Genomic DNA, 24,442 nt, shown 5'->3' with positions numbered 1-24,442 from the left:
TGCCATTACCCATGAAAGTAATGGCGGCCATATCGAACCGAAATACAGTTTTGTAGTACCCTCATTACCTCATGGAATTACATGAATCCATGTCAGGTCTATTAGGGCACGAAGCCTTATCCTGAAGGAATATTCACGTGTCAGCAGATAGCCTCACGGCGGCCCCGCCGTTCAAGTCGCGTTATGGCAACTATATCGGTGGCGAATGGGTCGCCCCGGTTGAAGGTCACTACCTGACCAATACTTCCCCCGTCGATGGGCGCGTGCTGTGTGAAGTGCCCGCTTCCACCGCAGCGGACGTGGAACTGGCACTTGATGCCGCGCACAAGGCGAAGACCGCCTGGGGCCACATGGCACCTGCCGATCGCGCGCTGATCCTGCTGCGCGCGGCAGAGCGCATGGAACAGAACCTGGACCTGCTGGCCCGCGCCGAAACATGGGATAACGGCAAGCCCATCCGCGAGACCCTGACCGCTGACATCCCGCTGGCGATCGACCATTTCCGCTATTTCGCAGGCTGCATCCGCGCACAGGAAGGCACGCTGGGCGAAATCGACGCCACCACCATCGCCTACCATTTCCACGAACCGCTTGGCGTCGTTGCCCAGATCATTCCGTGGAACTTCCCCCTGCTCATGGGTTCATGGAAGCTGGCGCCGGCACTGGCCGCAGGCAACTGCGTCGTCATGAAGCCCGCCGAAAGCACGCCCGCAAGCATGCTGGTGCTGATGGAACTGATCGGGGACCTGTTCCCGGCCGGCACACTGAACATCGTCAACGGTCTGGGCCGTGACGTGGGCGCTGCCCTGTCCAACAGCGACCGCATCGCCAAGATCGCCTTCACCGGTTCCACACCCACCGGCAAGATGATCGCGCATGCCGCGGCGGAACACCTGATCCCCGCCACGCTGGAACTGGGCGGCAAGTCGCCGAACATCTTCTTCGCCGACATCATGGATCATGATGATGCCTATCTGGACAAGGCGCTCGAAGGCTTCGCCATGTTCGCCCTGAACCAGGGCCAGATCTGTTCGTGCCCCAGCCGTGCGCTGGTTCATGAATCGATCTATGAAAAGTTCATGGAACGCGCCCTGCCCCGCATCAAGGCCATCCGTCAGGGCAACCCGCTGGACCCCAACACCATGATGGGTGCCCAGAACTCGCACGGTCATCAGGAAAAGATCCTGTCCTATATCGACATCGGCAAGGAAGAAGGCGCGCAGCTTCTGACCGGTGGCGGCCGTCCGGACCTTGGCGGCGACCTGAACAAGGGATGCTACGTGCAGCCGACCGTGTTCAAGGGCAACAACAAGATGCGCATCTTCCAGGAAGAGATCTTTGGCCCGGTTCTGGCCGTGACCACCTTCAAGACGGAAGAAGAAGCACTCGCCATCGCCAACGACACGCCGTTCGGCCTGGGTTCGGGTGTATGGAGCCGCGACGCCAACACCTGCTACCGCATGGGTCGCGGGCTGGAAGCCGGTCGCGTGTGGGTCAACTGCTATCATGTCTACCCCGCGCATGCGGCGTTCGGCGGCTACAAGAAGTCGGGCATCGGGCGTGAAACGCACAAGATGGTGCTTGAGCACTACCAGCAGACCAAGAACATGCTGGTCAGCTACAGCGAGAACAAGCGCGGTTTCTTTTGATCCGCTGACAAGCTGAAAACCGCCCTGCCCTGAAGGGCAGGCGCAGCGGCCGGACCGGTTTTTTCCGGTCCGGCCGCAGGCCGTCCTGCCCATGTGGGGCGGGCGGCCGGATATGTTTCTATTTATGCGGCAGGCTTCTCCACAGGGGCCGGGATGCTATGCGACAGGGTAATTGGGGGTTTGGGGATGGCACAAAAGTTTCGGGTCGTGATCGTTGGCGGCGGCGTGGCCGGGCTGGCGCTGGCCACCCGTCTGGGCGATTCAATTGGCAAGTCAGGCCGGGCGGAAATCACGCTGGTCGATAAAAGCTTCGCCCATGTGTGGAAGCCGATGCTGCACTGCTTCGCGGCGGGCACGGCGGCCAACGAGAACGACCGCATCAGTTTCCTGTCACAGGCCAGCCGCCACCATTTCGAGTTCTGGCCCGGCGAGATTTCGGGCATGGACCGCAAGGCCAAAACGATCACGCTGGCCCCGGTGATCGAGACGACGGGCGAGGTCATTCTGGAAGAGCGCAAGCTGGAATATGATGCGCTGGTCCTGTCCATCGGCAGCCGCGCGAACGATTTCGGCACGCCGGGCGTGGCCGAGCACTGTCTGTTCATTGACAACCTTGTCGAAGCCAACGGCTTTAACGAGCGTTTCCGCATGGAACTGCTCAAGGCATTTGGCAATAACGAGGAACTGGACATCGCCATCGTCGGCGGCGGCGCCACGGGCACCCAGCTTGCGGCCGAACTGCACAAGGCGCTTGATCTCGCCTCCCTCTACAGTTTTGGCAAGAAGCCGCCCAAGCTGAAGATCACCCTGCTGGAAGCTGGCCCGCGCATCCTGCCCGCCTTCCCTGAATCCGTATCGGCCGCCGCGACCAAGCAGCTTGAGGCCATCGGGGTCGAGGTGATGACATCGGCCATGGTCAGTGGCGCCGATGAAAAGGGCTTCATGCTCAAGGACGGCACCCGCATCCCCGCGACGCTGCGTGTCTGGGCCGCAGGCGTAAAAGCGCCCGATGTCACGCGCAAATTCGGTGAACTGAAGCTGTCGCGCTCCGGTCAGCTTGAAGTCCGTCCCACCCTGCAACTGGTGGAAGACGACAATATCTTCGCCATGGGCGATTGCGCCTTCATTGCCGAAAAGCCGGTGGCCCCCACGGCGCAGGCAGCACGCCAGCAGGCCCATCATCTGGCGCGCTACATGCCCGCATGGATCAATGGTCGCCCGCTACCGGCCTTTGCGTTCCACAACAAGGGCGCGGTCGTCGCACTGGGCGATTACAACGGCTGGGGCACTTTCCCCGGCGGTAAGGTGTTCGGTGGCGGCTGGCTGCGCGGCATTACGGCGCGACTGGTGCATATCATGCTCTATCGCCAGCATCAGTTCGAACTGTACGGCACCTTCCGCGGCACGGTGTCCTGCCTTGTGGACTGGCTGGACGTATTCGTGCGCCCCTCCGTCCGGCTGGACTGAGAACCCGCCACCATATCAATGCAATGTCCCGGCCGGTCAGGCCGGGGCATCCGTTTCGGGATCAGCAGGGTGTGACCATAGCGCGGTCTGCAGCGCATAGGTTTTCTGCAGCAGCGGCACCAGTGCGGGGCGCCCCTTCAGCCTGATCCAGTCATCCAGCGCCGTGCGGAAAATGGCGATGCCGCCACGCGCCATGAGACGGGCGGCAATCTTGCGGTTCCTGCGTACCGGCAGGCGCTTTGCCAGTCCCTCCGCCAGACAGTCTTCCCATTTGCCATATTTCTGAAGGCTGACCGTCTGCAGGGACGGCGTCTTTTCGATCAGATAGACAAAATCATACGTATCCTGCCGGTTTGCAGCGATACGGGGCACAAGGGAAATGAAGGCGTGCATCATCGCATCCCCCGCGGGCATGTCCCGGGGGCAGGCCGCGAGGGCATCGGTCAGGGTCTGGGTCATGCCCTTTGTCCATGCCAGAACGATGTCGCCCTTTGTCTCGAACATGCGGAACAGGGTACGGCGCGAGACCTCGGCCGCTTCGGCGATTTCATCCACCGTTGTCTGATCGTATCCCTGCGTGGAAAACAGCCGCATCGCTTCCGCAATCAGGGTACTGCGCACGCGGGCCTGTTTGCGTTCCCGCAATCCCTGTACCGGGGCATCTGTCATGGCGACGGGCTTCATTCCCTCTCCTCTCGTCCTTATCCATCTTGCCCCACGGCATACGGAACATTCAAGACGCGAGAAAACAGGCGCTCACGCCGGATAATGGCTTCCGGCAATGAAACCATCGTCATTATTACTGGCAACGGCTTCTGCCATGCCGTTCATGTTATGTCGAGACAGGATAGTAACTGAAAAACGACAGAAGCCCGGAAGTCAGTCCCGGATTGTTCGGAACTGGCGACAGGTGTGATCGCCAGTTCAGGGATTATTGGCCCTACCCCGTCCTGTATGCTCGCCACCATTACAGATAATGGAGAGAGACATGGCAGATACCGCACCGATCGCACTGGTTACGGGTGGGGACAGGGGACTGGGCCTGAGCATGATCCGGCATCTGGCACGCCAGGGCGTTGACATCATCCTGACCTACCGGAGCAATCTTGAAGGCGCGCAGGCCGTGGCGGCGGAACTGACGCAGCAGGGCCGCCGGGTCCGCGCACTGCAACTGGATGTGGCCGATACCGCCGGGTTCGACACATTTGCCGGTCAGGTGGCCGAAACACTGGCCCAGTGGCAGGTCAGTCACTTCAATTTTCTGGTCAATAATGCCGGGATCGGGATTCATGCGCCCCTGATGGAAACAACCGAGGCGCAGTTCGATACGCTGGTCAACATCCATCTCAAGGGCGCATTTTTCCTGACGCAGAAGCTCGTGCCACTCATGGCTGACGGGGGCCGTATCCTCAATATCTCGACCGGACTGACCCGTTTCTGCCTGCCGGGCTATGGGGCCTACGCCGCGATGAAGGGGGGGGGTCGAAGTGCTGACCCGCTATCAGGCCACGGAACTGGCGGCGCGGAAAATAACCGTGAACACGCTGGCTCCCGGCGCGATCGAAACCGATTTCGGTGGCGGGGCAGTGCGCGATAACAGCGACATCAATGGCTATGTCGCCTCGGTCACGGCGCTGGGCCGCGCGGGGCGGCCTGACGATATCGGTGGTGTGGTCGCGGCATTGCTGGGGCCGGATACCGGCTGGATCAATGCCCAGCGTATCGAAGCCTCCGGCGGGATGAAACTTTAATCCCTGCTCCGCACCACCGTCCGGCTACGGCATGTCACGTAGCCGGAGCGCCTGTGCCCGGACACCCGGCCTGCCCCTTACCGGGTGATCAGTTCCTGCTGACGACATACTGGGCCTGCGCGCGCTGTTTCGCCGCCCGTCTTTCCTTCATGGCCATGTGTCGATAGCGGATACGCTGGCGTATCCAGTTCAGCATGCCCGAAAAGGTAACGACGACGATCCCGACAAACGTCCAGCCATCCAGCGGTTGATGAAACAGGAAGTAGCTGAAGGCCACGGCCCATAGCATCTGGCTGTATTGCGGCAGCGCGACCCGGTTTGCCGGTGCCCGTTCGGTTGCCATCATCATCAGTAACTGGCCAAGGGCCGCAAGAAAACCGTAGCCGAACAGGAACGCCCATGTTTTTACCCCATGCGGCCAGTGCGCATGGGCCAGCATGAGCGCCCCGTCCCCTATCAGCGGCCCGAACAGGCTGGACCCGAACAGGGAAAGCCGGGGCGTGCTGGTACCTGCCAGCCGGTAGGCGATAACCCCCACGGCATTGGCCACCGCCGCGATCAGCGCGCACAGATGCCCCAGATGCATGGCGCGCACGCCCGGCCGCAGCACGATCAGCACGCCCACGAAGCCCAGAATGACGGCCAGCCACGCCCAGCCGGACACCTTTTCATGCAACAGGGCGACCGAAAGGATGGTGACGAACAGCGGCATGAGAAACATGAGCGAAAGCGCTTCAGGCATGGGCAGCAGCATGAAGGCTTCGACACTGGCGGCGGTGGCGGCGAAAATGGACACCGCCCGCACCAGCCACATGAGCGGGTGGGTGGTGGAGAAGATATCCCGGTAGGATTCATCGGGACGCCGGATGAAGGGAATGATCAGGAAACCGAACACGCCGCCTGAAAACGCGACCTCGAACGGGTCCAGTTGCCCGGCCAGCAGCTTTGAATACGCATCGCTGATCGAGAACGCAGAAAACGCCGCAAATGCCAGCATCATGCCGGAGGAAAGGAAGGCCGTATTCATCTGTCTTGCCTATATGGTACCGCTATTGCGGCATTATGGATAAGAGTGACCGAGAACCAGTGCCGACACAGGGCGACAGCCATGCGTGTGGATATACTGGAAATCGGGCACATTCGCCCCACTCCCGCGGGCCGAAAGCACCAGCAGGTCCGCCGCCCCTGTTCCTGCGCGATTCCGTCCGGCTTCCGGGTGAACCTGAAGGGCCCTTACGCCAAAAAAAACTTCTGATAAATCCTGCTTATGATTTTATCATTATAAAGACTTGGACGAAAAACGCCGTTTTTCGCAGCGTATGCTTTTTTGAAGGTGGAATGCGCCATGAATGCGGAGACGGATGCAGCAGGAAGCCAGACAAAGGCTTTCATCTCCGCCCTGCGCAGCCTCTTTCACAACCACGCCGGTCTGTGGCACGGAAAACTGCGCTGGCTTCTTGCCCCTTCCCCCGCCGATATGGTGTTTGCGCTGCGCACGTCGCTTGCAGCGGCGCTGTCGCTACTGATCGCGATGTGGATGGAACTGGACAGCCCGCAATGGGCGCCGCTGACGGTATGGGTCGTGGCCCAGTCCTCCCGCGGGGAATCCCTGTCCAAAGCACGCTGGCGTGTCGTGGGCACCCTGATCGGCTGTGCCGCCGCCGTGGCGCTGATCGCGGCATTCCCGCAGGCACCGGGGCTGTTTTTTCCGGGACTGGCCTTATGGATCGGCCTGTGCTGCGGCTGCGCCACCTTTTTTGACGGCTATCGTTCCTACGGCCTGCTGGTCACAAGCTTTACATCGGCCATAGTGGCCACCGGGGCCATCACGGCGCCCGATGACGTGTTCAACATCGCCATGTCACGCGGTTCCTACATCATTCTGGGTATCGTGTGTGAGGCGACGCTGGCGGCGATATTCATTCCCGCCCTGAACGAACAGGCGCGCACCCGCCTGCTTGCCCGGCTCCACGCGCTGTGGAGCGAGGTCTCGAAAGATGTCGGTCCCCTTACGCAGGGACGCATCGACGCCGAGACACAGGGCCGCCTGCTGACCGATCTGGTGGGCGCAAACAGCCGGGTGGAATACGACACGCTGGAAATGGGCCCACAGGGCGGCAGGGTCGCGGACCATGCGCGTGCCGCCCTTGCGGACATGATGATGCTGATCGCGCGCGCCCGTGGCATGGCCATTGCCGGGCAGGTGGCGGACATGACGGACAGCCACGGAATCGCGGCCGATCTGGCTGCGGCACGGACCCATATACAGACGTGTGAAACACCCGTTCCGGGCGACAGGTTCCGCTTCGCGCTGCGTTCACGCAGGCTGGCGGTGGAAGCGGTGGAAAATGGCATCCGCGCCGCAGCGGGGATCATGGCCGCGTGGTTGCTGTGGGAGGTAACGGGCTGGCCCGCCGGGGCAGGCTTCGTATCCTTTGTATCGCTGGTCTATGGGCTGCTGGCCACACGGGAAAACCCGCTTCTGGCTTCAAGCCCGTTTTTCAAGGGGGCGGTATGGTGCGCGGCTGTTGCCGCCGTGTTCGTCTTTCTGGTCATGCCTGCCGTGACGGCGCCGGAAACACTGGTGCTGCTGCTGCTGGTCCCGATGACGATTGGCGGCCTTGCGGCGCGCACGCCTGCCACTGCCGGTTACGCGTTTTCATTCAACATGTTCCTGCCGGTGCTGATCGGGCCAGCCAATCAGGGGCGGTTTGACGAGGTCTCCTTCCTCAACGGCATTTCCGCGTTCCTGGGGGCGGTCCTGTTCGCGTGGTGGACATTCCGGCTGGTGCTGCCCTTCCGACCGGACGCACATATGCGGCGCACCGAAGCCTGGACGTGGCGGCGGCTATGGGCACTGGCGGACCGGCGCAACGGGATGTCCGTATATCAATGGCTGTCGGAAAATGCGGACAGCATGGTCCGCTCGGTCCGTAATGCACACGGCGTTTCCCGTCCGGTCGTGCTGGCCCATATCCAGATGCGGCTTGACGCCATGACGGTCGGGATTGAAGTCATCACAGTGCGGGAACTGGCACGCTCGGGCTTCCTGTCCCGATGGCTGGAGCGGCGGCTGCGTGTCTTCCTGCGGGCATGGCAGGATCATGACCCGAAGGCACAGGCCATGGCACGCGCCATCCTGCACGACCGGCACTGGCAGAACCACGATGACCCCTATATTGAACGTCTGGCCGGTGCGCTGAAGGTCATTGCCCGTATGGGCGTGCCATCCGGGCAAGAGACGTAAGCCCCCCCCTGCGCCCCCACTTCTGGACCTGTCGCTCCATTCCCCTTCGCCGCATTTTCTTCCGTCCTGCCGCAACAGGGGATGATGCGGGGATCTGTGTAAGAAAACAAACGTATGGGAGCTCTTAAGAAGTTGGCGGCAACAGATTACTTTGTGGCTGAAACCGGCGTATTCGCAGGCGGCGTTTCCGCCGCCGGGGGGTGGAAGGCCGATACCGGCCCCAATATACCCTTTTTCACATGCCGCATGGACGAAAGGGGACGACGGATACACCCGCGCGTCACGATGGAACACACACCATCCACCCCGATGATTTCATCATCATCGCCACTGTAATGCAGGTCCGTGACCTTATCATTTTCAAAGCGTATGTCGGCAACACAGGTCTTGCCCGCGCCACCCAGCGCCGTTTGCGTCAGGTTCACGATCGTCTGTAACGGAAACAGCGTAGAATCATTGGCAGCGGGAATATTGAGCGTGCGCACATACTCAAATATCTGCACGTTATCATCTATTTTCTTTATTTTGTCCGGGACGCCGACGCAGGACTGTACATCCGTACTGTCCATGCCGATCATGGTCATCTGGGCGCGATGAGCGGTGCGGGAATCCGTATAACCACAGCCCGCAAGACCAGACAGGGGCAACAGCGCCATAAGAAGCGGGACAATACGCCGACCCGGAGAGGATTTCTGGACAGGGGAAATGTGGCTTTGCGTGTAGATCCCGGCTTTCATTTCATCTCTGGCATCTAGGGGTGGGGGACCTGCACCTTCTCTTGACAGGCAGGGCAGCAGACTGAACACCATAATATTCATGCCAGAATTATACGGACTGGCATTTTACAAATGGTAACGATTTCATACTTCCTTCCCTAAAACTGACTATCCACGTCGCGACAGATGCTGAAACGGGCGCACTCCCTTAATGAAAAGTATCCGGGCGGATAATCGTTCCCCTTTCAATACGCACAAAGCCGGAAACAGGTGCAAAACTGCTACGCTGGCCACGTGGAAAGGTGCCATCGCGGGTGTTCGGGTCTATCCTTGCCTGTGGATGGCAGCCTCCCCGCGTGCTTTTACGATCGCCTGCGCTGCCCCGATGGCAGTGTGCAACTGGGTATACAGGTTTTCCGCCCCCACCACCGGCGTAATGCGATGGCGGTCCATGTCCGCCCGCAGGTAGGGACTGACGCGTCCGAATACAACGCCGATATTACGCCGCCGCAGCGCCATAAACAGATCGCGCAGGTCACTGGCTGCGGAAAAGTCGATATCCGTAATCGCGCTCGCCTCCACAACCAGACAGGAAACGGGTGTGGCCGGATTATCCACCAACAGGCGGACATCCGCCACGAACCGCGCGGAATTGGCATAGAACAGGTCCGCGCTGAAACGATAGACAACCAGTCCCGGCGCGGTCTGCTGCCCCGCGGCGACGGCACCAGGTTCCAGCAGGCCGGTATGGGTATCGTAGCGCAGGACCATCGTATGGGGTTCGTAGCTGTGCCGCACATGCCGGAACAGGGACAGGGCGATGGCCAGAAATATGCCCTGTTCCACCCCGATCCCCACCACGGCGGCGGCGGTTGCCATGGCCAGTCCATATTCACCGGGGCTTTCACGCCAGATGGCTTTCATGGCCCGCAGGTCGATCATCCCCAGCGCAACGGTAAAGACGATGGAGGCCAGCACACAACGCGGCAGGTAACGCAGGGGCGCGGTCAGGAACAGCAATACCAGCATCGTAACGGCAGCAAAGGTCAACTGCGCCAGTTGTGTGCGTGCGCCGGCACGGGCGGCCATGGCCGTCTGTGTCGGACTGCCGTTGACGGTAAAGGTCCCGCTCAGTCCGGCCACCGCATTGGCCGCACACAGGCCAAGTATGTCCGCGTTATCATTCACGCGGTCGTGGAACCGCATGGCAAAGGCACGTGATGTCGCGGCACTCTGCGCAATAATCACGAACACGCATGATGTTGTCACCGGCAGAAGCGCCAGCATGTCATTCCACGAAACATGCGGCAGGCCCAGATGCGGCAGGCCACTTTCGATCGGGCCGATTGTCTCGATCCCGTAGCGCGACAGGTCGAACATCATGCTTGCGGCAATGGCCCCCACTACGGTCAGCAGACCCAGCGGCACACGGGGGGCCAGACGATCGCCCAGCATTATCAGTCCCACCACGCAGGCCGACAGCGCCATTGTCGGCATACTGAGCCGGGGCAGATGGGCCAGCATCTGGAACAGTTGCAGCAGGGGATTATGCGCGGTGACTGCAAGACCCAGCATGTCACGCAGCATGGCAAGGGCAACCTGAACGCCGACACCGGCCATGAATCCCACCAGCACCGTACGCGACAGGAAATCGGCAAGGAAGCCTAAGCGAAACAGCCGCGCAACCAGCAGGAACCCCGCACTGAGCAGCGCGACCATGCTGACCAGCGCCATATAATGCGGGCTGCCAGGCGTGGCCATGCGCCCCAGCGCACTGGAAAAGATCGCGGCAGTAGCGGAATCCGCTGCAACCACCAGATGCCGCGAACTGCCGAAACAGGCAAAGGCCACCAGCGGCAGCAGAACCGTGTACAGGCCCGTGACCGCAGGCATCGCGGCGATACGGGTATAGCCGAGCACCTGCGGAATATTCATTGAAGCAAGGGATACGCCCGCGACAACATCACGCAGTCTGGCACGCCATCCGCGCACGGCAACCGACGCGCCTCCCTTCAGCGGCAGATCCGTTCCGCCTGTTGTGCTTCCCATACTACCGGCACCGTCCATGATCCATATAACCAGACCGACAGAACCGGACCGGAAGACACCACAACATGCAGTGAACATTGCTGATTTTATCAGAAAATATACATAATCCACCACCGCCAATACAATACCGGCCGCCATGCCCGCGTGCGTCTTGACGCACTCCACACCCCGGTTCTGCTGCGGAGACCTATCACGCAGCGCCTGGGCATGATTCTTTCAGGATTGATGCGTGACTCAAGAACGCCAGCGACGAAGATTCAGTTGACGTTGAAGGGCATCCTTACTTCGCGCCGTTCTGATGCCGACAGAAAATCGTGGATATCGTCCGCCGCAGGTTCTTCGGCGGGGTCTTGCCTTTCGGACGGACTTCCCCAATCAAAGGTTCCCAGACAGACCATGCGGTATCAGAAACAGCTATGCAGTCCGTCCCATCGTTCAGGATTTAACAGAATCTATAAGTCTATACATCTATGCACCCGCCAGCTTACGCAACACATGCAGCGCGGCGATACGTTCACACGGGTCGAGCGGTTCCAGCGTCAGTTCCGTCACATGGGCGGCCTGCGGGATATACAGGCGGGCGGCTTCTTCTCCCTCTCTGGTAAGGGAGACAAGACGTTCGCGTCTGTCATCGGGGTTGCTGCGTATCCTTATCAACCCTCGCTGTTTCAGACGCAGGCTGATACCGCGCAGGGTTGCGTGATCTATTGCCGTAACCCGGCCAATATACATGAGCGACCGCTCACCCTCGCGGAAAATGGTGGCGATTACCGCCAGTTGCACCGATGTCAGATGCTCGTCGGGAATGGCGGTCTGGAACAGGTGAGTATGACGCTGATAGGCACGCCGCAAAAGATGGCCGATCTGTTTATTGAGATCATATGCCATGACCTCATCATCCCTTCTGTCATTCACCGTCCGCGACCTTTTCCATTCCCGATATCCCGCCCCATGGGCCTTTATTCACCTTCCCTAGCATAACGCGGCCACGGCTTCGCCCGCGTTGGTAGATGGTCTGAAAATAATTCATTAACATATGAAAACAGACATTTCCGGGTGCTGCCTTTTTCTTCACAAAGGCGGTGTTTCATGAAGTTTTTTGAAAAAAGCTTCACCAAAAACTTCATGTCCTGTCCCTGTCTGCGCGGGCAGCCACTTCGGGAATGGACCATACAAGAGCCGCCCCCATGGCAACAAACCCTGCGAAAATAACGAAAATTCCCCACGATCCGGGCGCCATGCTTCTTGCCCACCCAATCAGCCCCGTAGCCATGAAACCCGCCAGATTGGATATGCCGCCAATCAGCGCCAGACCCGCCGCAATGGTTGCGGTATCGGTCAGCAATAGCGAAGGCAGCGCCCAGAACGGGGCCAGCGCACCGATAATACCCATATTCGCCAGTGTAATAAGCATGATGGCCAGCGTCAGGTTGCCACGCGCCAGTGGCAGCAGCGCCATGCTCAGCGCCCCGATCAGGATGGGCACGATGATATGCCAGCGCCGTTCCCCCGTCCGGTCGGAATCCCAGCCGATCAGCATGATGGCGACTGCGGCCCCTATATTCGGTATGGCCGTCAGAATCCCGGTCCGCACAAGGGAATGCACACCTGCATCATGCAGCAGCGATGGCATCCAGAACGCGATTGTATAAAGCCCCAGCAGCAGCGCGCCATCCGCCAGCCCCAGTTTCCATATACGCCGGTCCCACAATGCCGCCTTTATACCCTGCAGCACATGGGCATGATCGGGCATGACGCGATGGGTGATGAGAAGTGTTTTCTCCCGTTCGGTCAGGAACCGGGCATTCTCCACCCGGTCGGGCAGGCAGAAGAAGACCATAAGACCCAGCAGGACCGGCGGCATGGCTTCAAGAAAAAACAGCCAGCGCCAGCCTTCAATGCCGATCGCCCCTTCCATCCGGCCAAGGATCAGACCGGAAACCGGGCCACCAATCACGCTGGCCAGTGGTATCCCGACCATGAACCACCCTGTTACCCGTGCGCGGTAGCCCGGCGGAAACCATTGCGACAGGTAAAACAGGACACCGGGCATGAACCCGGCTTCCGCCACGCCGAGAAGCAGGCGGAGCAGATAAAAGAGGCCAGCAGAATGCACGAACGCCATCGCACCGGAACAGATGCCCCATGTGATCAGGATACGGGCCAGCCAGCGCCGGGCGCCAAAACGGATCATGAGCGCGTTACTGGGTATCTCGCATAAAATATAGCCCAGAAAGAACAGCCCTGCTCCCGCGCCGTACGAAGCCTCGCTCATGGACAGGTCGGACAGCATGCGCAGCTTGGCGAAGCCGACATTCACCCGGTCAAGGTAAGACGCCAGCATACCCAGAAACAGCAGCGGCAGCAGCCGCCACGCCACGCGCGCGCACAGGCGTGGCAGGGCGGGATCGTGTTCACTCATGCCCGTGGGGGAAACAGCATTCATGGCAGTACTCACTAACGCCCATCATGTTTCCATACAGAAACGTAACGCCGCGCACCTTTTGCGTCCCGTCATACCGGACAGGAAAAAGGGGCGACTTTCAGGACCGGTGAAATCCGTTAAACACCTTCATCATGCCCGTCACAAAGAACGGGAATGCCGGGCAGGTATCGGGCAAATGGACACGCAGTTCGACGGGGCATGACGCGCCCCATCTTCACCCACGCGCAGCCGCTACGATCATTTTTCTGCCGCAGGTTGCCAGTAAGCACCTGACAGCAATGCGCCGCCGCCCGGTGCGATGGTTTCCAGCCCAAGCCGGTCCAGCATGGCGTAGGTGGTTGCAACCGCAGCACTCAGCACCGGCTTTCCGGTCAGGGCTTCGATCCGGGGGATGACCGGAAGGGAGGGCATCTGCACGCAGGCGGAGGTTACAATGGCATCCGCATCGGCATAATTCAGTCCGGCCACGATGGACGGCAGCCGCGCCGGGTCATGCCGCGCCACATCCAGGTTATCGGGAATTTCCAGCGCGATGTGGTCGATGACCTCATAACCCTCGTTCTGCAGGTAATCGACCACAAGCCGTGTCAGCGGTTTCATGTAGGGCGCGACCAGAACGATCCGCCGTGCCTTCAGGACACGCAGGCCATCCACCAGCGCGCCTGCGCTGGTTACCACCGGGGCGGGACCATCATTGGCCTGCGTGCATTCATGCAGCCGTTTTTCAGATACCCGGTGATAGCCAAGCCCCATGGACATCGTCGCGACCAGACAGGCATAGCCCAGCACATCCACATGCGCGTCACTCAGTTCCAGCGCGCAGCGGTCGGACTGCGCATCCATGGATGCCAGTTCTTCCTTACGTACGGTCTTCATCCGCATGCGCGCCGAATGAAAGGTGAAGCGTTCGGGCCGGATCAACTGACGTGCGGCCAGAAGGGCCGGGATCTCTGTTTCCATGGTCAGGTTGGAACTGGGGACGATCTGCCCGATACGATAGGGGCGGGTATTCATGGTTTTTTCCTGCTCTGCTGCCATGACCACTCACAGCGGGTTAACATTTCCATATCGTATCAAACAGGCTGCCCTGCTGCGTGGCAATAGAACAATCTGTGTCCTGTCCTGAAATCATGGTCGGACAGCGATCCTTCTGCATCCTGCCACCATACAGGACCGGGCAGGCAATACTGTAATAACCGGACCGTCCATCATGCCATGATGGCAATAATGCGTGTGGTCGTGTTTCATACCGCAACATACCCCAGGCCGCCGATATGTCATGACAAAGAACAGGTTCGACCTGATCTGCACTGTTAATTAAAACATTCAGGTTTCTTAAAAATTACTTTATTAAGTATTGGTAATTATGGAACAAATTACCTGTAATGAAAAATTATTTTAAATATTAACCGTTCATACTTTGTAAAAAAACACGGTATCTGTCGCATAAGCAGATGCCACATGAATCCATCCCGGCATGCTGCCACCAATCACGCCGGAGTGGGCCGCCATGTCTTTTCCCGTCACGATATCCTGTATTCCATAAGTCATGCGTACCATCCGGTCCGTATTCCGTAAATAATACGACAGGACCCGCGCAGATATCGCGGACCGTTCCGCAAAAAACTACGCTTATAATAACATAGGGAATTTTCCATCCCATGAATGCCATCGTAGTCACCGCACTGCGTCGGCCCTATACCTTTGTGGTGCTATCGATCCTTATCGTGGTCTTTGGCATCATGTCGGTATTCCGTACGCCGACGGACGTATTCCCCAATATCCGCATTCCGGTTGTGTCCGTTGTCTGGACCTATGGCGGCATGCTGCCGGAGGAATTCGCGGGCCGCATCATCTATAATTACGAACTGATGGTAACCTCGACTGTCGAGGGTATCGAACATATGGAAAGCAGTTCGTATTACGGGCGCGGCATCGTAAACATATACTTTCAGCCCGGAACGGATATTGGCAAGGCCGAAGCGGAAGTCACCGCCATTTCCCAGACGGTGATAAAACAGCTACCGGAAAACATTCCCTCCCCCATGGTGATGAGCCTTGATGCCTCATCCGTGCCGGTGCTGACGCTGCAGGTCACCTCCGACCGGCAGACGCCGTCCGACCTGTTCAAGCTGGCCATGATCCGCGTCCGTCCCCTGCTGGTGACCGTACCCGGCGCCGTTGTGCCGCAGGCCTATGGCGGGATGGACAGCTTCGTCATGGTATCGCTGAACCAGCAGCAGTTGCAGGCGCATCACCTCTCCGCCATGGACGTGCAGAACGCGCTGCGCGGGCAGAATATCGTCCTGCCAGCGGGCGACCAGAAAATCTCGTCCACGGACTGGATGGTCCAGACCAACGCCACCCCGCGTTCCATGAAGGAACTGGGCGATATTCCCGTCAAGCGCGTGGGCAACGCCGTAATCTACGTGCATGACGTAGCCGAGGTCTATCGCGGCGGCCATCCACAGACGAACCTCGTACTGGTCAAGGGCCAGCAGGGGGTCGAGATCGTTGTCATGAAAAGTGGCGATGCCTCGACACTGGATGTCGTGGCGGGGGCCAAGGCGCTGCTGCCGCGTATCCAGAAACTGCTGCCGCCCGATGTGAAGATCAGCATTCTGGGGGATGCGTCGATCTTCGTGAAGGATTCGATTTTCGACGTGGTACGCGAAATGCTGACCGCGGCCTTCCTGACCGGCATGATCGTGCTGCTGTTCCTTGGCTCATGGCGGCCGACCGTCATCATCGCAACATCCATCCCGCTTGCGATCCTGTGCGCCATTATCGGCCTGCACTGGGCGGGGCAGACGATCAACGTCATGACGCTGGGCGGTCTGGCGCTGGCGGTGGGCATCCTGGTCGATGACGCCACCGTCATGATCGAGAACATCGACGCGCATCTGGAAATGGGCAAGCAGCTTGAACCCGCCATTATCGACGCCGCCAACCAGATCGTCATTCCTACCTTTGTCGCCACCACCTGCATCTGCATTGTCTGGCTGCCCCTGTTCGGGCTGAGCGGCGTGGCAGGCTGGCTGTTCATGCCCATGGCGGAAGCCATCATCTTCGCCATGATCGCGTCCTTCATCCTGTCGCGCACGCTGGTGCCGACCATGGCCAAATACCTTCTGGCCGGGCACAGCGTGGCGGGACATGGGGATTCCCATCACTGCGAACCACAGGTCCACAACCTGCAATATCCCACCCGGCTGCCCGAACGCTTCCAGCAGGCGTTCGAACGCGGGTTCAACACATTCCGCGAACAGTATGCCGGCGTCCTGCGCCGGGCCATTGAACGGCGGCAGCGCTTCGTGGGCATCTTTCTGGGTGTGTCGATATGCTCGATGGGGCTTTATTTCATGGCCGGGCGCGACTTCTTTCCCGAAACCAGATCCGGCACGCTCCAGATGCACATGCGCGCCCCACTGGGCACCCGTATCGAGGTCGCGGGCCGCGAAGCTTCACTGGTGGAAGACCGCGTCAGGGCGCTGTTTCCCGGCAAGGTCGATACCATGATCGAAAACTGCGGCCTGCCTGAAGGCGCGCATAACCAGGCCTTCATTCCCACCCCAACCATCGGCACGCAGGACTGCGACATCACCATCGCCCTGAAGGACGAGGAAACGCCGGTATGGGATTACCGCGCCGTCCTGCGCCGTGACCTGTCGGCGCGTTTTCCCGGCACGGTCTTTACCTTCCAGCCTGCCGACCTTACAGCCAAGATCCTGAATTTCGGCTCGCCTTCGCCCATTGACGTGCAGATTTCGGGGCCGGACCTGCGCGACAATTACGAATACGCCCGCCAACTGGTCAACCGGCTGCGGCTGGTACCCGGTGCGGCCGACGTGACCATCCAGCAGACCATGAAAACGCCCACCCTGTTCGTGCAGGGCAACCGCACCTTCGGGCAGGCCACCGGCATGACGGAAGCCGATCTGGCCAACAACGAACTCATGACCCTGTCAGGCAGCCAGACGGTAGACCCGCAATACTGGCTGGACCCGCAGACAGGCATCACCTTCCCGCTGAATGTCTATGTGTCACAGGATCAGCTTACCCATTTCAACAACCTCATGACCATACCGGTGGATAAGGGCGATGGCGATCCGCAGGGGCGGCACATGCAGCTTCTGGGCGGGATCAGCAACGTCACGGCAACCGGCACGCCGGGACAGGTCTCGCATTTCAATTCCATGCCGGAAGTTGACATCTATGTCTCCGCCGAAGGGGCGGATCTGGGTCAGGTCACAAAGGGCGTGGAACGTGTGCTGCACGAAACACGGGGCATGGTCCCCTCCACCGCGGCGGTCGCCATCCGGGGCCAGACCGAAACCATGCAGCATTCCTATGTGGAACTGATCTTCGGGCTGGTGGTGTCGGTCATGCTGATCTACCTGCTGATCGTGGTCAATTTCCAGTCGTGGCTTGACCCCTTCATCATCATCACCGCCCTGCCCGGCGCGCTGGCGGGGATCGCATGGGCGCTGTTCCTGACCCATACGCGCCTGTCCGTGCCCGCGCTGACGGGGGCGATCATGTGCATGGGTACGGCCACGGCCAACTCCATCCTTGTCGTCTCCTTCGCACGCGAACGGATCGAGGAACATGGCGACGCCCTCCGTGCCGCGATCGAGGCGGGGTACGGCCGTATCCGTCCCGTCCTGATGACGGCGCTGGCCATGATCATCGGCATGGTGCCGATGGCGATGAGCAATTCGCAGAACGCCCCGCTGGGCCGCGCCGTAATTGGCGGGCTGCTGGTGGCCACCGTATCCACCCTTCTGTTTGTGCCGTGTGTTTACGCAATCCTGCACAACCGCCCGACCCGGAGCCGGGAGGAAATGAACTGATGTCGACCGCAAAATCATCGAAAATCATAATAATGGCTGGTGCCGCCGTGTTTCTGGGCTGGTGTGGCTACCTGCTGGTCGAACGCGTGCATCACGCGGGCGAGCTGCGCCGCGATGCAATGGCGGCTGCCGTGCCGGATGTCATGGTCATCTCGCCCCGTCCCGAAGCACGGCAGGTCAGCCTTGACCTGCCCGGCACGATCGACGCGTGGTACCAGGCGCCGATCTACCCGCAGGTGTCCGGGTATGTGCGGATGTGGTACAAGGACTACGGCGCGCATGTTTCAAGCGGCGACGTTCTGGCGGAAATCAACACGCCCGGCCTTGATGCCCAGTTCGCGCAGGCACAGGCCGACCTTCAGTCCTCGCAGGCGAAATACGACCTTGCCGTGGTAACGGCGCAGCGCTGGCGGCTTATGGGCAAGTCACAGGCCGTGTCCGGGCAGTCGGTATCGGTGCAGGACGCGAACGAAAAATCAGCCGCCGCCGATCTGGAGGCCGCGCGCCATAATCTGGACCGCTACGCGGCGTTGGAACGGTTCAAGGTGATTGTTTCCCCCTTCGATGGCGTGGTGACAGAACGCGCCATCAACGTAGGCGACTACGTGCATGAAGGGGGTGGCAACCTGAACGCCAACGGGGGGGCTAGCGAACTGTTCAGCGTGGCGGACACGCATCAGATGCGCCTGTTCGTCTCCATTCCCGAAAACATGTCCTACATCCTGCAGCCCGGCCTACGCGCGCAGGTGCATGTGCCGCAGTTTCCCGACCGGGTGTTCGAGGCCCGGTTCCTGACCGTATCAGGCGGATATGATCCCGATACCCGCACCAGCGTAAGTGAATTCATCATCGACAATACGGACCATGCACTGTGGCCCGGCACGTTTGCCGCCGTCAGCCTGAGTGCCCCGGAACAGTCAGGCCACCAGAGCATACCCACCGGGGCGCTGGTGTTTCAGGAACATGGCATGCAGGTCGCGGTGGTGGACGGACAGGATACGGCCCATTTCCGTGGTATTTCGGTCGGCCGCATGGGGGATGGGTCAACGCAGGTCCTCTCCGGCCTGTCGCCTTCCGACCGGATCATCGACAACCCGCCTGCCGACCTGCTGGAAGGCGAGAAGGTCCATGTCGTCCAGCCCGCAACCGGATACAGCAACGACGCATCTGAAAAGGACGATGAATGATGGTGCGTGACATCCGCCGTTCCGTATCGATGGGCGGGGCCTGCGTCCTGTCGCTGCTGTCACTGGCGGGGTGCGATCTCGCACCCGCCTACCATGCGCCCCATTACGTCATTCCCACCACATGGGAAGGGCAGGCCCCGTTCGGCGTGGCCCACCCCATGGATGACAGCATCCGCGCCGGATGGTGGACACGCTTTGGCGACCCGCAACTCGATACGCTTGAGGCCCAGGCGACCGACCATAACGGGGATCTGCAGGCGGCATCCGAACGCTTCCTGCAGGCCCGCTCCATCGTAAGCGAGGCCCGGTCCGACCTGCTTCCGCATTTCGGGCTGGCGTTCGGGGGAAGCAACAACAAAAGCTCCGCCGAGCGGCTGTTCCGCTACAAGGGGCCGATTACGGATTCGGATGAATTCTATGGCGGCATGGCGTCGTGGGAGCCGGATTTCTGGTCCTCCATTCGCAATCGCATAAGGCTGCAGAAAGACTTCGCACAGGAACAGGCCGCCGAATATGCGGCAGCACGTCTGAGCCTGCAATCGGAACTGGCCACCGATTATTTCACCCTGCGCGGACTGGACGCGCAGGCTGCGATCTATACCCAGTCGATCGGGTATTACGAGGAATCCCTGCGGGTCACGCGCACGCGGCTGGCGGATCAGGCGGCATCGCGGCTGGATGTGGCCCGCGCTGAAAACCAGCTTTACACCACGCAGGCCCATCTGCTGGACATTCAGGCCCAGCGTGAGGTGATGGAACATGCCATCGCGGTTCTGGTCAACGTCGCGCCCTCCGCCTTTCATCTGCCGGCGGACAGCCACCTGAACGCCACCCGTTTCGCACTCAGCCCCGCCATGCCTTCCGAACTGCTGCAACGCAGGCCGGATGTCGCCATGTCGGAACGCCAGATGGCGCAGGCCAACCGCAGTATCGGGATCGCACGGGCGGCGTTCTACCCGCATGTCTCGTTCCATATGGATGGCGGGTTTGACGATAACGGCTTCAACCTGGCCAATCTGGCCAACAGCATGTGGTCCTACGGTGCCACCGTTACCATGCCGGTATTCGAAGGCGGGCTGCGCCGCGCACAGTTGCAGCAGAGCTGGTCCGCCTATCGTGAAACACGCGACCATTACCGGGTAACCGTGCTGAACGCGTTCCGCGACGTGGAAGATGGCCTGTCGCGCACCAACCGGCTGGATGGTGAAAATGGCCGCCTGCGCGCCGCCGTGGGGGCTGCCAGCCAGACGCAGGACATTACGATGAACCTGTATAAAGGGGGGCTTGCCGCCTATCTGGACGTATTGATCGCGCAGGTCAGCACGCTTGATGCCCGCATCCAGCAGGTGGAAGTGCAGACGCGCTACCTGCAGGCCCAGATCGGCCTGATCCGGGCATGTGGCGGCGGCTGGGATGCGGCGCAGCTACCCGCGCCCAACAGCCTGTTTTCAGTCGATCCCCTGCAGTATTCCGGCCTGCATAACGCCCGTGCGACCGGCGATGTGCCTGCCCCCCATACGCATGGCGCCGACCCGGATGACAACCTGACCGGTCCCGTGCTGTCCCCCACACTGGAAAACCACTAAGGGCGCGTTTTCAGCCCCGGCTTCATCCTTCAGACCCGGTTTCCCCGCCGTTATGGCAGGGGAACCGGGCCGGTCAGGGCCGTCAGGCTGCGTTACCGAATACTTCGCCCAGATGCTGGCGGTAGCGGCTGAGCGTCATGTCAACCGCAGGCGCCTTGATCACATCAGTGGCCAGAAAAGTAGGCAGCCCGGACATGCCAAGGAATTCCAGCGCCTTGTGAAAGGGAAAGAAAACGGCATCAACGCCCCTGCCCTCAAAGAACTGGGCAGGGTCGGTAAACGCCTCCTGCGGGGCGTTCCACGTTGTGGAAATCATGTAGCGCCGGTTATCCAACAGCCCGCCGGAACCATAATGACGTTCGGGATGCGCCCGGCTACGACCGTCATTTGCATAAAGACGACCGTGTCCCGCCGTCAGGACCTCATCAAGGTATTTCTTTACCGTCCATGGCACGCCCATCCACCATGCCGGAAACTGGTGGATCAGCGCATCGGCCCACAGGTGATTTTCAATCTCCGTTTCAATATCGTATCCCGCGTCAATGGTCGTCCGGCGGATCTCGAAACCTGCGGCGGTCAGATGTTCGGCTGCAATGTCATGCAATGTGGCGTTCAGGCGGCCATGGGAATGGGCGAAAGCCTTGCCGCCGTTTATGAGAAATATCTTTTTCATTCGGTACCATTTTCCAGACAGTCACACGGCGGGGGCTTTAGATACCCCACCCGCGTTCGGGACCGGAAAGATGGCATACTGGCCGTCACCACGTAAGACGGCGACGATCAGGCGTGGATGGTCTGCACGCCAAATACCTGCCCCACCCCGCGCGCACCCGCGCCGACAAAACTGACTTCGACCTGCCGCCGTCGCGCAACAATGTCGGGCGGGATGTCATAGCGGTGCCATGCGAAAACGCCGGGGTTACGACCATCCAGATTTTCCGTCGCAATGACATGGCCGTTCACCCGCACGGTGAACAGGCGGTTGACATCATCGTCGTAATACAGGACCCGCAGCGCCACGGGATGCGTGCCCACATGCAGGTTCACACGCATGTCCGTCGCGGTAATCCATCCTGCCCGCCCCAGACGATTACACATCACCGCGCCACGCATGGCATGCGGACGCGCCGGATCGACAGCATCAACCACCTGTGCATCATCGGCATCGCGCGTTGCGGCAAGCAGTTGCTGGCGGAGCGCAGGCGTCCATGCCGCTACCGGAATGCAGGGCAGATAAGGCGCGGCCAGCCGTGCCTGCATCTGCGCAAATGGCCGCAGCACCAGTTCACCGGGCCATGCCCCCTGCCCGGCTGACAGGGCCGCCACGCGAAAGGCGATGCCATTCCCGTCATTCATCCGAACGGGCAGGGCGCACACATCATCAGCAATCAGCGCGGGCTGGGGCTGTCGCCATGGCCATTCCCCACGCGCTGACCCCAGATCAGCAGCAAGCAGGAGCGGTCCGTAGAAAAAGGCCGATGGGGCCAGCACCCCACCACCGGGGGCGGGTTCCTGCCGCAGGGTAAAAACGAGTGCCATACCCAGCGTATCCCCCGCCCGCCACACACGGCGGATGCGCACATACCCGTCCCGCTCCACGACAGCAGCAACTGGCCTGCCATTAAGCAGCAGACGCGGCTGTCCCGCCCAGCGGGGCACACGCAGCGCCAGCGTGAACGGATCGGTCCCCGTAACCTCGCGGATGGAAAGCGTCACCTGCCCATCCAGCGGATAACGCGTATCCAGCACGATCCGCGCGCCCCGTTCATGCCATTCCAGTTCGGATGGAATGAACAGGTTGAGCGTAATTTCATCCCTGCCCCGTTGCCACCAGATCGACTCCCCATGGCGGGCATGGCTTTCCATCCCCGTGCCCACACAGCACCAGAAATCATCGGCAGGCATGGAAAAATCACGCGCAGCACCCGTTCCCATCGGCAGCATATATGTAAACATGCCGGTCTGCGGATCATGCTGGGCCATGATATGGTTCAGATGGGCGCGTTCATAATAATCAAACTGCGCCGCATCAGGGGACCAGCCATGAATATGACGGGTCAGCTTGAGCATGTTGTAGGTGGCGCAGGTTTCACACGTACGGGCATTGATATGCGCGCCCATATCCCCCGGCCCATGTGGCCCCGCCGTCGTAAAATATTCGAAATCACCCGTCCCGCCGCAGGCATAGGACCGCCGGTCAGTGACTGAAGACCATAGCGTGCGCGCAGCCACCGCCGCCTGCCTGTCACCCGTGGTTTCATACACCCGCGCCGCGCCAACGGTCTTGGCGATCATTGTATTGGCGTGCAGTCCGTCCAGTTCATCCCGACCGGCACAAAGGGGCGCCATGGTGGCGCGATCGCTGATCCGCCGCACCAGCGCACGCCAGCGCATATCGCCAGTGCGGGCGTAAAGTTCGGCCATGGACTCATTCAGACCGCCATATTCACACGACAGGACCTGTTGCGTCCGCGCGTCATCCAGCGTGGCGAATATGCTGTCAATATAACCAGCCAGCCCCAGCGCCACGTCCCGCGCACCGGGGATAGCGCATAACCTGTCCACATCCAGCAGGCCCGCCAGAAGTTTGTGCCAGTTATAAAGCGGCGCCCATGCCCCGTTCAGGCTGAAGCGTTTTGCGCGGATATCGCCCCGGCGGATTTCATCAAATACATATATGCCGGGTTCAATTTTGCCCTGCGGGGTGCGCCGGGTGAACGCGCCCACAAACCCGTCACCCCGCGCGCGCTGGCATGCTGCCAGTTCCGCCACGATATAGGCGATACGCTCCCCCGCCCTGTCGCAACGCGCCTGCACGCGCACATAGCCCAGCGCACTGAGATAATGCCCCAGCGTATGCCCGGCTATCGTATCGGATTCCCAGCCGCCATAAACCGGGGCACGGGGTGCAAGTCCCGCCTGCATGCGAAAACCCGACAGCAGGCGGTCGGCATCGAGCGACAGCAGATAGCGGCGGTTTGCCTCCATCGCATCAAGCCACGGTGAAGGCAGCAGGGTCACGCGATCGGGGCCGAAGGGCATGCTGCGCGGCTGCACCCGGTCGGGCACCATTGCCGCGAGGGCGTCAAAACCCGCTGCATTACTGCCTGCCACGACCACGGCATTGCCGATGACGCGCCGCCGCGTCAGCCCTCCGCCCCCCGCCATGTCAGGCATCCGGCCCGCGGCGGGCCATGCTGCTACCAACGTGATGGCGGAAAGGGGTCAGTGCTGTCATATCGTCCTGATCCTGCGGTGCATGGCAAATGATGCGATGACAGTGCCATGCCAACCATTACGATCAAGTATCTTTTTTGTATATTACAGGGTCAGGGCGGGATCAGGGCCCATGCCGTGCAGCCTTCATCTTCCGAAGCTTTGTGAAAAAGCTGTACAAAAAACTTTCTTATGATTTCTGGATGTTTTCTGGACAGCCTTTTCAGGCAGCCTTTATGGCCGGTTGCACCGGTTATCCACGCGGCGACCGGCCA

At 60.5% G+C, this 24,442-nt stretch carries 18 protein-coding genes; 8 read left to right on the top strand and 10 right to left on the bottom strand.

The features are described 5' to 3' along the window. Window positions 1-137: 137 nt before the first annotated feature. Both CFR79_RS04580 and CFR79_RS04575 read left to right on the top strand, forming a co-directional pair. A complete protein-coding gene (locus tag CFR79_RS04580; RefSeq protein WP_102325578.1) occupies window positions 138-1,649 on the top strand; it encodes an aldehyde dehydrogenase family protein in 1,512 nt (503 codons plus the stop codon). 186 nt (window positions 1,650-1,835) lie between these two features. Continuing rightward, window positions 1,836-3,116: an NAD(P)/FAD-dependent oxidoreductase gene (locus CFR79_RS04575; RefSeq protein WP_110547069.1), complete on the top strand. Its 1,281-nt coding sequence runs from the start codon at window positions 1,836-1,838 to the stop codon at window positions 3,114-3,116. Window positions 3,117-3,152: 36 nt separating this feature from the next. Here the strand turns inward: CFR79_RS04575 and CFR79_RS04570 are convergent, their stop codons facing one another. Beyond that, on the bottom strand, window positions 3,153-3,800 hold the full coding sequence (locus CFR79_RS04570) for a TetR/AcrR family transcriptional regulator (protein ID WP_102325576.1): 648 nt from the start codon (window positions 3,798-3,800) through the stop codon (window positions 3,153-3,155). Window positions 3,801-4,104: 304 nt separating this feature from the next. Here CFR79_RS04570 and CFR79_RS04565 point away from each other — a divergent pair, with 304 nt between their 5' ends. Next, window positions 4,105-4,713: an SDR family NAD(P)-dependent oxidoreductase gene (locus CFR79_RS04565; RefSeq protein ID WP_456305891.1), complete on the top strand. Its 609-nt coding sequence runs from the start codon at window positions 4,105-4,107 to the stop codon at window positions 4,711-4,713. Continuing rightward, entirely contained in the window at window positions 4,652-4,867 is a 216-nt protein-coding gene (locus CFR79_RS16430; RefSeq protein WP_456305890.1) for an SDR family oxidoreductase, read from the top strand. Before CFR79_RS04565 ends, CFR79_RS16430 begins: the two co-directional genes overlap by 62 nt. 88 nt (window positions 4,868-4,955) lie before the next feature. Here the strand turns inward: CFR79_RS16430 and CFR79_RS04560 are convergent, their stop codons facing one another. Continuing rightward, window positions 4,956-5,894, bottom strand: coding sequence for a DMT family transporter (locus tag CFR79_RS04560; RefSeq protein ID WP_102325574.1), 939 nt, complete (start codon window positions 5,892-5,894; stop codon window positions 4,956-4,958). A 318-nt stretch (window positions 5,895-6,212) separates the two neighbouring features. Here CFR79_RS04560 and CFR79_RS04555 point away from each other — a divergent pair, with 318 nt between their 5' ends. Next, on the top strand, window positions 6,213-8,114 hold the full coding sequence (locus tag CFR79_RS04555) for an FUSC family protein (RefSeq protein WP_110547068.1): 1,902 nt from the start codon (window positions 6,213-6,215) through the stop codon (window positions 8,112-8,114). 146 nt (window positions 8,115-8,260) lie between these two features. On the opposite strand, the gene CFR79_RS04550 is transcribed toward CFR79_RS04555, so the two are convergent. The 6 genes from CFR79_RS04550 to CFR79_RS15775 form a co-directional block, all read right to left on the bottom strand. Beyond that, window positions 8,261-8,851: a hypothetical protein gene (locus CFR79_RS04550; RefSeq protein WP_258373419.1), complete on the bottom strand. Its 591-nt coding sequence runs from the start codon at window positions 8,849-8,851 to the stop codon at window positions 8,261-8,263. A gap of 303 nt (window positions 8,852-9,154) precedes the next feature. Continuing rightward, entirely contained in the window at window positions 9,155-10,879 is a 1,725-nt protein-coding gene (locus tag CFR79_RS04545; RefSeq protein WP_110547085.1) for a SulP family inorganic anion transporter, read from the bottom strand. A gap of 468 nt (window positions 10,880-11,347) precedes the next feature. After that, entirely contained in the window at window positions 11,348-11,767 is a 420-nt protein-coding gene (locus CFR79_RS04535) for a MarR family winged helix-turn-helix transcriptional regulator (RefSeq protein ID WP_110547067.1), read from the bottom strand. A gap of 235 nt (window positions 11,768-12,002) precedes the next feature. Beyond that, window positions 12,003-13,325 carry an MFS transporter gene (locus CFR79_RS04530; RefSeq protein WP_174234099.1) on the bottom strand — a complete coding sequence of 441 codons (1,323 nt, stop codon included), beginning with the start codon at window positions 13,323-13,325 and terminating at the stop codon, window positions 12,003-12,005. Between the two features lie 237 nt (window positions 13,326-13,562). Further along, window positions 13,563-14,339, bottom strand: a complete 777-nt coding sequence (locus CFR79_RS04525; RefSeq protein ID WP_102325685.1) for a maleate cis-trans isomerase family protein — start codon at window positions 14,337-14,339, stop codon at window positions 13,563-13,565. A 399-nt stretch (window positions 14,340-14,738) separates the two neighbouring features. Beyond that, on the bottom strand, window positions 14,739-14,885 hold the full coding sequence (locus CFR79_RS15775) for a hypothetical protein (RefSeq protein ID WP_165927299.1): 147 nt from the start codon (window positions 14,883-14,885) through the stop codon (window positions 14,739-14,741). A gap of 101 nt (window positions 14,886-14,986) precedes the next feature. Here CFR79_RS15775 and CFR79_RS04520 point away from each other — a divergent pair, with 101 nt between their 5' ends. The 3 genes from CFR79_RS04520 to CFR79_RS04510 are packed head-to-tail and all read left to right on the top strand — an operon-like array spanning window position 14,987 to window position 20,951. After that, on the top strand, window positions 14,987-18,178 hold the full coding sequence (locus CFR79_RS04520; RefSeq protein WP_110547066.1) for an efflux RND transporter permease subunit: 3,192 nt from the start codon (window positions 14,987-14,989) through the stop codon (window positions 18,176-18,178). After that, window positions 18,178-19,365: an efflux RND transporter periplasmic adaptor subunit gene (locus CFR79_RS04515; RefSeq protein ID WP_110547065.1), complete on the top strand. Its 1,188-nt coding sequence runs from the start codon at window positions 18,178-18,180 to the stop codon at window positions 19,363-19,365. Before CFR79_RS04520 ends, CFR79_RS04515 begins: the two co-directional genes overlap by 1 nt. Beyond that, entirely contained in the window at window positions 19,362-20,951 is a 1,590-nt protein-coding gene (locus CFR79_RS04510) for an efflux transporter outer membrane subunit (RefSeq protein WP_102325569.1), read from the top strand. The genes CFR79_RS04515 and CFR79_RS04510 overlap by 4 nt, the downstream gene beginning before the upstream one ends. 82 nt (window positions 20,952-21,033) lie before the next feature. Here CFR79_RS04510 and CFR79_RS04505 read toward each other — a convergent pair whose 3' ends face one another. Further along, window positions 21,034-21,624 (bottom strand): NAD(P)H-dependent oxidoreductase, encoded by a 591-nt coding sequence (locus CFR79_RS04505; protein ID WP_102325568.1) that lies wholly within the window; start codon window positions 21,622-21,624, stop codon window positions 21,034-21,036. A 107-nt stretch (window positions 21,625-21,731) separates the two neighbouring features. Further along, window positions 21,732-24,119 (bottom strand): beta-L-arabinofuranosidase domain-containing protein, encoded by a 2,388-nt coding sequence (locus tag CFR79_RS04500; protein ID WP_181417353.1) that lies wholly within the window; start codon window positions 24,117-24,119, stop codon window positions 21,732-21,734. Window positions 24,120-24,442 lie beyond the last annotated feature (323 nt).

The organism is Komagataeibacter saccharivorans, from assembly GCF_003207825.1.
GTDB classification, from domain to species: domain Bacteria; phylum Pseudomonadota; class Alphaproteobacteria; order Acetobacterales; family Acetobacteraceae; genus Komagataeibacter; species Komagataeibacter saccharivorans.
The sequence above is the reverse complement of the archived record's forward strand: the minus strand, read 5'-3'. Positions and strand labels throughout refer to the sequence as shown.